This window comes from Flavobacterium ginsengisoli (assembly GCF_029625315.1).
In the GTDB taxonomy this organism is placed as follows: Bacteria; Bacteroidota; Bacteroidia; order Flavobacteriales; family Flavobacteriaceae; genus Flavobacterium; species Flavobacterium ginsengisoli.
The window spans coordinates 2,365,001-2,378,484 of record NZ_CP121110.1 but is presented as its reverse complement, the minus strand read 5'-3'; the positions used below and the strand labels follow the sequence as shown (position 1 = coordinate 2,378,484).

6 protein-coding genes, 2 tRNA genes, 2 rRNA genes and 3 pseudogenes (1 of these 13 cut by a window edge) are annotated in these 13,484 nt (G+C 38.7%); 7 read left to right on the top strand and 6 right to left on the bottom strand.

Annotation, left to right across the window (positions count from 1 at the left end; all coding sequences use genetic code 11):
• Positions 1 to 310: 310 nt before the first annotated feature.
• The 6 genes and pseudogenes from P5P87_RS11040 to P5P87_RS11015 form a co-directional block, all read right to left on the bottom strand.
• Positions 311 to 862 (bottom strand): K(+)-transporting ATPase subunit C, encoded by a 552-nt coding sequence (locus P5P87_RS11040; protein WP_278022573.1) that lies wholly within the window; start codon positions 860 to 862, stop codon positions 311 to 313.
• A gap of 161 nt (positions 863 to 1,023) precedes the next feature.
• Positions 1,024 to 3,082, bottom strand: a pseudogene (kdpB, locus tag P5P87_RS11035) (potassium-transporting ATPase subunit KdpB).
• 8 nt (positions 3,083 to 3,090) lie between these two features.
• A pseudogene (kdpA, locus tag P5P87_RS11030) lies at positions 3,091 to 4,811 on the bottom strand (potassium-transporting ATPase subunit KdpA).
• A gap of 74 nt (positions 4,812 to 4,885) precedes the next feature.
• Positions 4,886 to 4,963 carry a K(+)-transporting ATPase subunit F gene (kdpF, locus tag P5P87_RS11025; protein ID WP_073099479.1) on the bottom strand — a complete coding sequence of 26 codons (78 nt, stop codon included), beginning with the start codon at positions 4,961 to 4,963 and terminating at the stop codon, positions 4,886 to 4,888.
• Between the two features lie 164 nt (positions 4,964 to 5,127).
• A complete protein-coding gene (locus P5P87_RS11020) occupies positions 5,128 to 5,409 on the bottom strand; it encodes a DUF7674 family protein (RefSeq protein WP_198857495.1) in 282 nt (93 codons plus the stop codon).
• A gap of 352 nt (positions 5,410 to 5,761) precedes the next feature.
• Positions 5,762 to 7,105 carry a sigma-54-dependent transcriptional regulator gene (locus tag P5P87_RS11015; protein WP_278022572.1) on the bottom strand — a complete coding sequence of 448 codons (1,344 nt, stop codon included), beginning with the start codon at positions 7,103 to 7,105 and terminating at the stop codon, positions 5,762 to 5,764.
• A 167-nt stretch (positions 7,106 to 7,272) separates the two neighbouring features.
• Between P5P87_RS11015 and P5P87_RS11010 the strand changes: the two genes are divergently transcribed.
• From P5P87_RS11010 to P5P87_RS10980, 7 genes and pseudogenes are all read left to right on the top strand, one after another.
• On the top strand, positions 7,273 to 8,487 hold the full coding sequence (locus P5P87_RS11010) for a polysaccharide deacetylase family protein (protein ID WP_198857494.1): 1,215 nt from the start codon (positions 7,273 to 7,275) through the stop codon (positions 8,485 to 8,487).
• A 93-nt stretch (positions 8,488 to 8,580) separates the two neighbouring features.
• A pseudogene (locus tag P5P87_RS11005) lies at positions 8,581 to 9,586 on the top strand (LLM class flavin-dependent oxidoreductase).
• Between the two features lie 480 nt (positions 9,587 to 10,066).
• Complete coding sequence (locus P5P87_RS11000; RefSeq protein ID WP_278020618.1) at positions 10,067 to 10,324, top strand: hypothetical protein; 258 nt, start codon at positions 10,067 to 10,069, stop codon at positions 10,322 to 10,324.
• A 189-nt stretch (positions 10,325 to 10,513) separates the two neighbouring features.
• A 16S ribosomal RNA gene (locus P5P87_RS10995) occupies positions 10,514 to 12,027 on the top strand.
• A gap of 127 nt (positions 12,028 to 12,154) precedes the next feature.
• Positions 12,155 to 12,228, top strand: a tRNA-Ile gene (locus tag P5P87_RS10990).
• A gap of 93 nt (positions 12,229 to 12,321) precedes the next feature.
• Positions 12,322 to 12,395: transfer RNA gene (locus P5P87_RS10985), tRNA-Ala, on the top strand.
• Positions 12,396 to 12,532: 137 nt separating this feature from the next.
• Positions 12,533 to 13,484, top strand: a 23S ribosomal RNA gene (locus tag P5P87_RS10980); it runs 1,930 nt beyond the window's last position.
• Together the 16S and 23S rRNA genes with 2 tRNA genes alongside form the textbook arrangement of a ribosomal RNA operon.

The window sequence follows — 13,484 nt, the reverse complement described above, 5'->3', positions numbered from 1 at the left end:
GCTAGGGCATTTGGGGTAAAAAGGCGTTTTCATTTCCTGCAAGGTTTTCAAAACCTTGTAGGTATTTAATTTTTTACGTTTTTGATTCAACGGCTCGTTTTGTCATTTCGACGAAGGAGAAATCACACTAGAAATTCCACCTAGTGAATCGCCAATCTTTGTCATTTCGACGAAGGAGAAATCTTCGTTGCTAGATCGCCACAGATTAGACATTCTTTGCGGAGCTTCTTGCGAAGATTTCTCCTTCGTCGAAATGACAAGAATGTGCACAGAAAAACTTAGTATCTTAGAATCTTAGCATCTTAGAGTCTTAGCGAAGCGCATCTAAAGCCACATTCAACTCCAAAACATTCACTGTTTCAGGACCAACAACAGCAGTATTAATTTTAGATTCCACCAAAGCTTTTACTTTAGCTTCAGCTAAATTTCTTTCTTTAGCAATTCGTTTAACCTGAATCAGCGCCCCTTGCGGAGAAATATTCGGATCTAAACCGCTTCCTGAAGCGGTAACCATATCAGCAGGAATGTCAGTTTTTTTCAAATATGGGTGAACCAATAAAAGTGTATCAATTCTTTTTTGAACCAAAGCCAAATACTCAGCATTGCTTGGACCTTTGTTGCTTCCGGCGCTTCCTGCAGCATTATAATCAATGGCCGAAGGTCTTCCCCAGAAATAATTCGATTTATCGAACTTTTGTCCAATTTTTAGATAACCCACTACTTTTCCGTTAACCGAAAGCGTTTCTCCTTTTCCTTGATTGGGAGCAATTTGCGCGATTCCGTAAATCGAAAGAGGATAAATAACTGCGAATAAGATTAAAGTAGCCACAGTAAGTTTTATTATAGAAAATAGATTTTTCATTTTTTTGAAGATTCTAAGGGACTAAGTTGCTAAGGTTCTAAGTTTTTTTTCAGAAGCTTAGCAAATCGAAGTCATGTTTTTAATTAGAGTTTTTAAAGATTCCTGTATTTGTGATTCTAAGAGAAAACCTTAGTTCCTTAGAATCTTAGCATCTCAGTATCTTACATAAAAAGTGCTACTAACAAATCAATAACTTTAATTCCAATAAAAGGGACAATCAATCCGCCAAGACCATAAATTAAAAGGTTTCTTTTAAGGATGGCACTTGCTCCAATTGGTCGATAATCAACACCTTTCAGCGCAAGCGGAATCAAAATTGGAATAATTACCGTGTTGAAAATTACAGCCGATAAAATCGCACTTTCGGGACTATGCAAATGCATAATATTCAAACCTTGAAGCGCAGGAATCGTAGTAATAAAAAGAGCAGGAACAATAGCAAAATATTTAGCAACGTCATTTGCAATAGAAAAAGTAGTTAAAGTGCCTCGAGTCATTAAAAGCTGTTTTCCAATTTCAACAATCTCGATTAGTTTCGTTGGATCGTTGTCAAGATCGACCATATTTCCAGCTTCTTTAGCGGCTTGAGTTCCGCTGTTCATGGCAACACCAACATTGGCTTGCGCAAGTGCAGGAGCATCATTTGTCCCGTCTCCCATCATGGCAACCAAACGACCTTCAGCTTGTTCTTTTCTGATATAGTTCATTTTATCTTCAGGCTTTGCTTCGGCAATAAAATCATCTACTCCGGCTTTTTCGGCAATAAATTTGGCTGTTAACGGATTATCACCCGTAACCATAACTGTTTTGATTCCCATTCTGCGTAAGCGTTCAAAACGTTCTTTCATTCCAGTTTTGATAATATCCTGCAATTCAATAACACCTTGAATTTCGTTGTTTTTGATTACTACTAATGGTGTTCCTCCATTAGAAGAAATAGAAACAACCTGTTGCAAAGTATCTTCGGGGAAAGTGTTACCTGCTTGTTCTGCGATTTTTTTAGCGAGCATCTTGTGCTCCCTTTCTAATATTGGTTCCATCTTTTAAAATCACACCCGAAGTTCTGGTTTCAGCAGTAAATTTGATTGTGTGTGAGATGTCAGAAGTTGTTTGTAAAAAGCTAGCTTTTGCTTCGTTTTTTACATCTATCATTTCGCTTAATTCTAGAATACTTTTTCCCTCAGGAGTATCATCGGCAAGTGAACTCAACACAGCAGATTTAACGAAGTCTTCGAAAGGAATGCCTTTTGTTGGGTAAAAATTGGTTGCTTTTCTGTTTCCAATAGTAATTGTTCCTGTTTTATCCAAAAGCAAAACGTCGATATCTCCTGCAGTTTCAACCGCTTTACCAGATTTAGTAATTACGTTGGCACGTAAAGCTCTGTCCATTCCAGCAATTCCAATCGCAGAAAGTAATCCACCAATTGTGGTTGGAATCAAACAAACGAATAAGGCAATAAAAGCCGCAATAGTAATAGGAGCGTTGGCGTAATCGGCAAAAGGTTTTAAAGTAACGCAGACAATCACGAAGATTAAGGTAAAAGCGACTAACAAAATAGTCAGTGCAATTTCGTTTGGCGTTTTCTGACGACTTGCGCCTTCAACCAAAGCAATCATTTTATCCAAAAAGCTTTCGCCAGGTTCTGAAGTTACTTTTACTTTAATTTTATCGGATAAGACTTTTGTTCCTCCTGTAACAGAAGATTTGTCTCCGCCCGCTTCGCGAATTACAGGAGCACTTTCTCCTGTAATAGCGCTTTCGTCTATTGTAGCCAGACCTTCAATAATTTCTCCATCAGCAGCGATTAAATCACCGGCTTCGCAAATGAAAAAATCATCTTTTTTTAATGCTGAAGAGCTGATATTTCTGATTTCTCCATTAGGCATAATTTGTCTTGCAGGAGTTTCTTCTCTTGTTTTTCTTAAACTGTCGGCTTGTGCTTTTCCGCGTGCTTCAGCAATGGCTTCAGCGAAATTGGCAAATAAAAGTGTTGCCAGTAATATTAGAAAAACAATCAAATTGTAAATAAAACTTCCCTGATCGCTTGCGCCCATTAAGATAGAAATGCAAACGGCAAACATAATTGCAGTTCCAATTTCTACAGTAAACATTACCGGATTTTTGATCATCATTTTTGGGTTCAGCTTGACAAAAGACTGCACTAAGGCTTCTTTTACCTGTTTACTTTCAAACAATGATGTGGATTTATTAGTTGTCATTTTTTATATTATTTTAAAGTAAAGAATTCTGCCAATGGACCTAAAGCCAACGCTGGGAAGAATGATAAAGCGACGATAATTGCGATTACGGCAAAAGTCATGATTCCGAAAATTGAGGTATCAGTTTTTAAAGTTCCAGCACTTTCTGGAATGTATTTTTTCCGGCCAATAAACCTGCAATTGCTAGTGGGCCAATGATTGGAATAAAACGGCTTAGAAGTAATACAATTCCTGTAGTGATATTCCAGAACGGATTATTATCTCCCAAACCTTCAAAACCAGAACCATTATTGGCAGCACTTGAAGTATATTCATATAACATTTCAGAGAATCCGTGATTGCTAGGATTGTTTAACCAACCTGTTGCATTTCCGCTGAACCAATAACCCATTGCAGTATCATGTGCAGCAAAATAAGAAGCCAAAGCTGTTCCTGCTAAAATCAATAATGGGTGAAGAATCGCAATAAAAGCGACAATTTTTACTTCTCGTGCTTCAATTTTCTTTCCTAAAAACTCAGGTGTTCGGCCGACCATTAATCCAGAGATAAATACAGCCAGAATAATAAAAATATAGTAGTTCAAAATACCAACGCCACATCCGCCGTAAAAGGCATTTACCATCATCGATAATAATTGCATAGCCCCAGAAATAGGCATAGAACTATCATGCATACTGTTTACAGAACCTGTAGAAATTACCGTTGTGGCAATACTCCAGAAACCTGAAATTGCTGGACCAAACCGAACTTCTTTTCCTTCCATCGCTCCAGTTGTCTGTGCGATGCCCATTTTTTCGATAGCGGGATTTCCGTTGATTTCACTCGTAACTGTTGGAACAACCAGAAGTAAAAATCCAACCGTCATTACACCAAAAATAATATTTGAAAGTTTTCTTTTGTTGAGGTAAAATCCAAGAGCAAAAATCATTGCAAACGGAATAATCATCTGCGCCCAAAGTTCAACTCCATTCGTAAAATAAGTTGGATTTTCTAATGGATGCGCTGAGTTGGCTCCAAAAAATCCGCCACCATTTGTACCAATATGTTTAATCGCAATAAACGCTGCAGCTGGTCCGCGAGAAACTTCTACATGATCCCCTTGCGGCGTTGTAATAGCATCTTTACCTTCAAAAGTCATTGGAGTACCGCTAAATACTAGTGCTGCAGCTACAATTGCTGAAAGCGGTAATAAAATACGAGTACAGCTTTTGATGAAATAATTATAAAAATTACCCAGTTTTTCTGTTGTTCTTTCTTTCATTGCTGTAAAAATCATAGCGGCAGCAGCCATTCCGATACCAGCAGAAACAAATTGAAGGAACATCAAGACGATTTGCGAAAGGTAAGAAACCCCACTTTCGCCTGAATAATGCTGTAAATTACAATTGACTAAAAATGAAATAGCAGTGTTAAATGCCAAATCTGGTGACATTGAGGGATTATTATCTGGATTAAGAGGTAAAGATCCCTGAAACAATAAAACGAAAAAGCAAAGAAAGAACCAAACCATGTTGATACTTAAAAGTGCTTTTAAGTGCTGTTTCCAGTTCATTTCTTCGGCAGGATTTATACCGCTGATTTTAAAAATAAATTTTTCAATTGGATTGAAAATTGGGTCAAGAAGTGTTTTATCTCCCAAATAAACTTTAGCAATATATTTTCCTAAAGGAATCGCTAAAACAATAGTTAGGATAAAAATACTAATGACGCCAAGTAACTCTGTGTTCATATTATTTAATTTTAGATTGTTGATTTTAGATTTTAGATTTCTTTGAAAGAATCTGAAATTCTAAAATTCTTTTTTTAAAATTTTTCGGGTTTGATTAGTACATAAATCAAATACACGAAAACGGCGATTGAAATAATAAATAGTGCGGTCATGATTTAGATTTTTTCAAAGAATTCAACTGACAGAAAACAAATGGCAAACAGCACAACGGCTAATGCGAGTAAAAGAAAAGTGATCATAGGAAATTTTTTTAGAATTCAGATTTTAGATTGTATTGAAGCGATTAAACGATTAAACAGTTAACCGATTAAACTTTTTAGACTCCCGAAGCATTAACCTGCTTGATATATTCCGCTTTAAGGGTTTGAGGGAAAAGATGAGAGATATTGCAATGACGCATTTCCATAAAAGACGAAACTGAGAAAATATACACGTTCGAAATAGCATTTTTAGTTTCGATGCTTCCAGTAATAAATAATCGTTCAGCAAGTGCTAGACATTTTTTAGCCCGAACGATATTGCCGCAGATAATGTTTTTTTTAGTTATCTCAGCAAAGCGTTCAGCCTGTTTGTAAATAGAATTAACTTGATTTTTCATGAGAAGGAATTTTTATGTTCTTCCTTCTTATGCCAAAAGATGTTCCGAAAAAGTCAGGTTGAGTATAAAGTGTTGTAAATAAAAGGAATGTATTTTTGTGCAAAAAATCAGGCATAAAAAAAGCCTATCATTTTGATAAGCTTTTCTCGTTTTGATATGTTATTTTGAAGCTTTGGAGAAGCGACATATTTATAGAAAATGATGTATTCACATTTACAAGAGCCCCAGCGGGGTGACATGTTTTTTAGATTGTGGCGGTGTCGCTCCGCTAGAGCTTTTAATAAATTGCGGTTAAATTATGCTATAAATATGTCGCTTCTCCGAAGCTTTTAAAAATTGATTTTTGTAATTGTTATTGAATTTGGTATTCTTCCAGCTTTCTATATAAGGTCGCAATTCCAATTTCAAGTAATCTTGCCGTTTCAGCCTTATTTCCTTTCGTATAATTTAAAACCTTTTGAATATGCAATTTCTCAACACTTTGCATTGAAAAAGCCGACATTGGTTTCGAATTATTTTCCGTTTGATGTTGCATTTCATAAGGAAGAACATCCGAAGTTAAAATATCTCCATTGCTCAAAATAACCGATCTTTCGATGACATTTTTGAGTTCACGGATATTTCCTGGCCAAGAATAATTTTCTAATTTCTCTATAAAATCGGCTGAGGTTTGTAAAGTCTTTTTATTTGTTTTTTCTGAAAACTGTTTCACATAAAAATTCGCTAGCAACGGAATATCTTTTGCTCTTTCACGAAGCGAAGGCAATTTAATTTCGAAGATATTCAAACGGAAATAAAGATCGGAACGAAAACGATGTTCATCACTTTCTGTTTTTAAGTCTCGATTTGTTGCCGCAATTAATCTAAAATTTGATTTTTTTGGAGTGGTATCGCCAACAGGAATATATTCAGAAGTTTCTAAAACACGTAATAATTTCGCTTGAAGATCAATTGGCATTTCACCAATTTCATCCAAAAATAAAGTTCCTCCGTTTGATTCTTCAATAAAACCTTTTTTATCTTTCAAAGCTCCTGTAAATGCACCTTGTTTATGACCAAAAAGTTCACTCTCTAAAATTTCCTTGCTGAAGGTACTGCAGTTTAAAGCCACAAAAGATTTTCCTGCACGATTACTGTTTTCATGAATCGCCTGTGCAAAAACTTCTTTTCCTGTTCCCGTTTCACCAGTCAATAAAACAGTCGAATCGGTTTTGGCTACTTTTTGAGCTAAATCAATAACTTGCTCAATTCCTTTTGATTTTCCGATTATGGTATTGAAAGAGTATTTATCGCCAATGCGTTTTTCAAGCTGTTTTACTTTTTTCTGCAAATGTACTTTTTCGACTGCTTTATAAAGAAGCGGAATGATCTTGTCGTTATCATCACCTTTTACAATATAATCGAAAGCACCATTTTTCATCGCCTGAACACCGTCGGGAATATTTCCGAAAGCCGTCAGCAGAATAACTTCTGTTAAAGAAAAACTGCTTTTTATGTTTTGAACAAAATCAACGCCGTTTCCGTCAGGTAATTTTACATCACACAAAACAACATCAATATCGGTTTGTTCCAGTTTTTTAAAACCAGTTTTTAAATCTTTCGCTTCAAAAACTTCAAATCCTTCCGATTTAATAATACGAACCAACAGACTTCTCAGTTTTTCTTCGTCGTCTATAATTAAAATTTTGTGTGTCATTTGCAGAGATGCTAAATCAAATTTTGGTATTTGATCTACAAATTTAGGTTTTAAATTTGTTCGCTTTTTTGAATCGACAGAAATTATTTTAGTGCTAGAATCAGTTTTAAAATATTTTTTTGAAAAAGAAATGTAATTTTAATTCGAAAATGAACCACTAAAATTTTATGTCAAAACAAATTCTTTTAATAGTAACTGCTTTATTTTTTAGCAATTTCAATTGTTTTTCAAACGGAATTATCGAAAAGGATTCTTTAAAACCGAAAACCATTTCATTCAAAATAAAACTAAAATCGGCTGATAAAGTAAAAATTACCGTTTCGCCTTTAAAATACAATAAACATTTAGCCTATAGTTTTACGCTCGACGATGGTTATAGATCTGCTTACTTAACAGCTTTTCCATTATTGAATGGAGGAAAAATCAGTAATTCTTTGATTAACGAATGGAAAATCGATCAAGGCGGAGACGGAACAACTTCGGAAGGACTTTTCTATTCAGACGGAATGGGAAATAAAATTCCGTTTAAATTGGCATTAGCGATTAATGGAGGTTCGATTCGTGAATTACCAGAAAATCGCGGACATCTTTCTTGGGCTGAGGTAAAGGAAATGTACAATGCAGGCTGGGACATTTTGAATCACGGTTTTCATCACGCCACAAAACATGGAACGAATTATTTTGCAGAAGTGACCGAAAATAAAACTTCAATAAAGCAGAATCTAGATTTTACAATGTCTCATTTTGTAGTTCCTGGCGGAGAAGGTGATGAAAAATATTATTTAGAATATGAAAAAGAAGCGCTTAATAATGGACATTTTTCAGTAGCTTCTTATTATGGTGTTGGTCCAGTTTTTAAAGTTGACTCAAAAGTAGATTTAGATAAAATGATTTCTGCTAGAACTTTTGTTCAAAGCTCAAAAGATACTATCACTTTTAAAACTATGGACCATTATTTACAAATGTTAGATTCGATCGTGAAACAGCCAAATACAGTTTGGTTTAACGAATTCACACACGGAACAGGAAATACAAATCTATGGAATCTAAGCATGCGTTTTCCAGAATTTAAATATTATATGACTACGCTAGCCAATAAATATGGATTAAAAGGAAATGATTCGATTTGGATGGCGCCATGGCAGGAAGTTTACGAATATATTTGGTTAAGAGATAGAATAAAAGCAGATTTTCAGCAGAAAAATAAAGAAGTGACCGTTACAATTCAGCTTCCTGAAATTCCAGAAACTTTCAGAAATCGTGAAATTTCATTGAATGTAGAAACTGCATCAAAATTTGAAGTCGAGCCAAATAAAGATTTGAAAATAAAAGACGACGGAAAAACAACTCACAAGCAGATTTTTATTCAGTTGGAGAAATAATATTTGTAGCTACAAATATTATAATTCTATTAACATTAGAAAACAAAGGCATTCGTATAAATGACTTAATTTTGCATTTTAGCCTTAATTAATATGAAAAACCCAATTTCAGTCTCAATATTAGAGCTTGCAATTATCACTCAAGATAGTAACGCAACAGAAACATTTCAAAAAACAAAAGACATTGCACAATTAGCCGATAAAATTGGATACAAAAGAATCTGGTTGGCAGAGCACCATAATATGGCACACGTTGCAAGTACAGCAACGGTTGTTTTAATTGGTTATGTGGCAAGTCAAACTGAAAAGATCCGTGTAGGTTCTGGAGGAATCATGCTTCCAAATCATTCTCCTTTAGTAGTAGCAGAACAATTCGGAACTCTAGAAACGCTTTATCCAAATAGAATCGATTTAGGTTTAGGAAGGGCTCCTGGAACAGATCAGCCAACTGCCGAAGCAATTCGAAAAGACTTTTTTGAGCAAGCACAACGATTCCCGCAAAACGTGAGCAAACTTCAGGAATATTTTTCAGCAGAAAATGCAACAGGAAAAGTTCGTGCATTTCCTGCAGAAGGTCTTAATGTGCCAATCTGGATTTTAGGGTCAAGTATGGACAGTGCAGCTTTGGCGGCAGCTTATGGTTTGCCTTATGCTTTCGCTGGTCATTTTGCACCAAAATTGATGATTCAGGCATTTGAGTTTTATAGAGAAAATTTCCAGCCATCACAGTATTTGGATAAACCAAAAACAATGGCATGTGTCAATATTATAGCAAGCAGACACAAATGAAGAAGCAGAATTATTGTCTACTAGTTTGTATCAAATGTTCCTAAACCTAATTAGGAATGACCGCAAAGGATTGCAACCACCAGTTCCTTCATTAGATGATATCATGAACGAAGCAGAACGTTTTCATGTAAACCAAATGACAGCAGGAACCTTTACAGGAAACAAAGAACAATTAGTAACCGATTTGAAAAAGTTTATTGATTATGCAAGAATCGACGAACTAATGGTAACAAGTCCGATCTTCGATCATCAAGCAAAACTAAAAAGCATTCAAATTACCAAAGAAGTAATAGACACTTTGAATCAGTAACACCTACTTATATAGTATAGCTTTTGTTTCCTATTATATATAAGAGTAATTTTTATTTCAAACCCGGCAGTTTTTTGAAAACCTGTCGGGTTTGTTTTTATACGGATATTATATATTAAGTGCGGCCAAGCTGAAGTTTTGATGATAAATGGGAGCCGTTTGTGGCTATGGGCTGCAAAAGATTGCACCCGAACCCCTGCCCAAAAAGGATTTCCGCTTCCATCGGGGCCATGGGAGAGCTTTTCTGGAAGATATTTTGCGGAAAGCGCCCCTTTAAGAATATAAGGAGCCGCGCAAAAAGGGCATGAAATGGCGGAAACTCCGCAAAAGCGGCATTGAAAAACCCCGATAAAACGGCAAAACCGCACCGCAGTTCAGAAAAACCCCACACAGCGCCAAAAAAAGCAGAGCGTAAAGGGACTGCTTCCAGACAGTTACGGAAAAAGGCAAAAAAAGATTAAAAAAAGCGGCTAAAAAAGCTTGGAAAAGCGGAAAAAGGTTCTACTTTTGCACCCGCAACAGCAAAACGCTCATCGAAATGCCGGCAAGGGAATAAGAATTAAAAAGGGAAGAAATTTTCTAAAAAAAGATTCGAAAAAGCTTGCGAGATTTGAAAAAGCGATTTACATTTGCACCCCGCAAAACACGGAAAGCTCTTTGATAGACTGGGAAGGAAAAAGGAAAATGGAGGCGAAAATAAAGCTTCAAAATTTTTCAAATTTTTTCTTGCAGGTTTAAAAAATTAGTTTTAGTTTTGCACCCGCTTTGAAACACAAGCGATGAAGAAATAAAGACACGTTCGTAGACATATTGAATTGACAGCCGTTCTGAAAGAGATTTCAGAACATAAAGAATAAGAGCATTAGAATCGAGAGATTCGATAAAGAACCGCTAAGTTTAGCGCATCGCAATATAATATTAAAATATACGATGAAGAGTTTGATCCTGGCTCAGGATGAACGCTAGCGGCAGGCTTAACACATGCAAGTCGAGGGGTAGAGCACTTCGGTGCTTGAGACCGGCGCACGGGTGCGTAACGCGTATGCAATCTGCCTTTCACAGAGGGATAGCCCAGAGAAATTTGGATTAATACCTCATAGCATACTAAGTTGGCATCAACCTAGTATTAAAGTCACAACGGTGAAAGATGAGCATGCGTCCCATTAGCTAGTTGGTAAGGTAACGGCTTACCAAGGCGACGATGGGTAGGGGTCCTGAGAGGGAGATCCCCCACACTGGTACTGAGACACGGACCAGACTCCTACGGGAGGCAGCAGTGAGGAATATTGGTCAATGGGCGCAAGCCTGAACCAGCCATGCCGCGTGCAGGATGACGGTCCTATGGATTGTAAACTGCTTTTGTACGGGAAGAAACACTCCTTCGTGAAGGAGCTTGACGGTACCGTAAGAATAAGGATCGGCTAACTCCGTGCCAGCAGCCGCGGTAATACGGAGGATCCAAGCGTTATCCGGAATCATTGGGTTTAAAGGGTCCGTAGGCGGTCTTGTAAGTCAGTGGTGAAAGCCCATCGCTCAACGGTGGAACGGCCATTGATACTGCAGGACTTGAATTATTGGGAAGTAACTAGAATATGTAGTGTAGCGGTGAAATGCTTAGAGATTACATGGAATACCAATTGCGAAGGCAGGTTACTACCAATTTATTGACGCTGATGGACGAAAGCGTGGGTAGCGAACAGGATTAGATACCCTGGTAGTCCACGCCGTAAACGATGGATACTAGCTGTTGGGGGCAACTTCAGTGGCTAAGCGAAAGTGATAAGTATCCCACCTGGGGAGTACGTTCGCAAGAATGAAACTCAAAGGAATTGACGGGGGCCCGCACAAGCGGTGGAGCATGTGGTTTAATTCGATGATACGCGAGGAACCTTACCAAGGCTTAAATGCAGACTGACCGATTTGGAAACAGATCTTTCGCAAGACAGTTTACAAGGTGCTGCATGGTTGTCGTCAGCTCGTGCCGTGAGGTGTCAGGTTAAGTCCTATAACGAGCGCAACCCCTGTTGTTAGTTGCCAGCGAGTAGTGTCGGGAACTCTAACAAGACTGCCAGTGCAAACTGTGAGGAAGGTGGGGATGACGTCAAATCATCACGGCCCTTACGCCTTGGGCTACACACGTGCTACAATGGCCGGTACAGAGAGCAGCCACCTCGCGAGGGGGAGCGAATCTATAAAGCCGGTCACAGTTCGGATCGGAGTCTGCAACTCGACTCCGTGAAGCTGGAATCGCTAGTAATCGGATATCAGCCATGATCCGGTGAATACGTTCCCGGGCCTTGTACACACCGCCCGTCAAGCCATGGAAGCTGGGGGTGCCTGAAGTCGGTGACCGCAAGGAGCTGCCTAGGGTAAAACTGGTAACTAGGGCTAAGTCGTAACAAGGTAGCCGTACCGGAAGGTGCGGCTGGAACACCTCCTTTCTAGAGCCCTAATGTTAGTGCTTGCACACGTTTGGGAAATAAGATGCGCAGCATCGGTTTTTTGGATCTTGAAATTGTATTGCTCTTGCTGTTAATTTAAAAAAATGATAAAACTTAAGTAAAACAGAGTCTCGTAGCTCAGCTGGTTAGAGTACTACACTGATAATGTAGGGGTCGGCAGTTCGAGTCTGCCCGGGACTACTATTTGACTTAAAAGAAGGAAATTCTAGAGTTGAAAGGTTACGAATTACAAAAAAAATTCATAATTCATAATTCACAATTCATAATTAGATTGGGGGATTAGCTCAGCTGGCTAGAGCGCCTGCCTTGCACGCAGGAGGTCAACGGTTCGACTCCGTTATTCTCCACAGGTCCGAAAGGGCATAAGTTCATTGACATATTGGGATAAGAAAATAATAAGAAAGTAGAAAGCGTTTTCTGTTATGGCGGCAATGCATATGATAGGAAACAAAACAAAACGGATCATATTAAATTATGATTTGGTGCAATAAGCAAAATAAGGGCGCATGGGGAATGCCTAGGCTCTCAGAGGCGATGAAGGACGTGATAAGTCGCGAAAAGCTGCGGGGACGGGCACACACCGATCGATCCGCAGATATCCGAATGGGGCAACCCGCTATGTTGAAGACATAGCACACCGATAGGTGGGCAAACCCGCTGAACTGAAACATCTAAGTAGGCGGAGGAGAAGAAAACAAAAGTGATTCCGTAAGTAGTGGCGAGCGAACGCGGATTAGCCCAAACCAGCATTGTTACGGCATTGTTGGGGTTGTAGGACCGCGACATTTCATGCGCAAGGAACCGGAAGCTTCTGGAAAGGAGCGCCATAGAGGGTGACAGCCCCGTATGGGTAACGAGTGTAATGGATAGCGGTATCCTGAGTAGGGCGGGGCACGTGAAACCCTGTCTGAATTTGGCGGGACCATCCGCTAAGGCTAAATACTCCTGAGAGACCGATAGTGAACCAGTACCGTGAGGGAAAGGTGAAAAGAACCGTGAATAACGGAGTGAAATAGATCCTGAAACCATGCGCTTACAAGCGGTCGGAGCCCTTTCGTGGGGTGACGGCGTGCCTTTTGCATAATGAGCCTACGAGTTAACGCTGCTGGCAAGGATAAGTGGTTAAGCCATGGATCCGCAGCGAAAGCGAGTCTGAATAGGGCGCTTTAGTCAGTAGTGTTAGACGCGAAACCGTGTGATCTACCCATGGGCAGGTTGAAGCTGTGGTAACACACAGTGGAGGACCGAACCGGTTGACGTTGAAAAGTCTTCGGATGACCTGTGGGTAGGGGTGAAAGGCCAATCAAACTCGGAAATAGCTCGTACTCCCCGAAATGCATTTAGGTGCAGCGCTGGATATAGTTATATAGAGGTAGAGCTACTGATTGGATGCGGGGGCTTCACCGCCTACCAATTCCTGACAAACTCCGAATGCT

What these genes read in the sequence shown, in the direction of transcription:
- P5P87_RS11040 (WP_278022573.1), bottom strand. Translation starts at nt 862, where the DNA reads ATGAAAAATCTATTTTCTATAATAAAACTTACTGTGGCTACTTTAATC.
- kdpF (WP_073099479.1), bottom strand. Translation starts at nt 4,963, where the DNA reads ATGACCGCACTATTTATTATTTCAATCGCCGTTTTCGTGTATTTGATT.
- P5P87_RS11020 (WP_198857495.1), bottom strand. Translation starts at nt 5,409, where the DNA reads ATGAAAAATCAAGTTAATTCTATTTACAAACAGGCTGAACGCTTTGCT.
- P5P87_RS11015 (WP_278022572.1), bottom strand. Translation starts at nt 7,105, where the DNA reads ATGACACACAAAATTTTAATTATAGACGACGAAGAAAAACTGAGAAGT.
- P5P87_RS11010 (WP_198857494.1), top strand. Translation starts at nt 7,273, where the DNA reads ATGTCAAAACAAATTCTTTTAATAGTAACTGCTTTATTTTTTAGCAAT.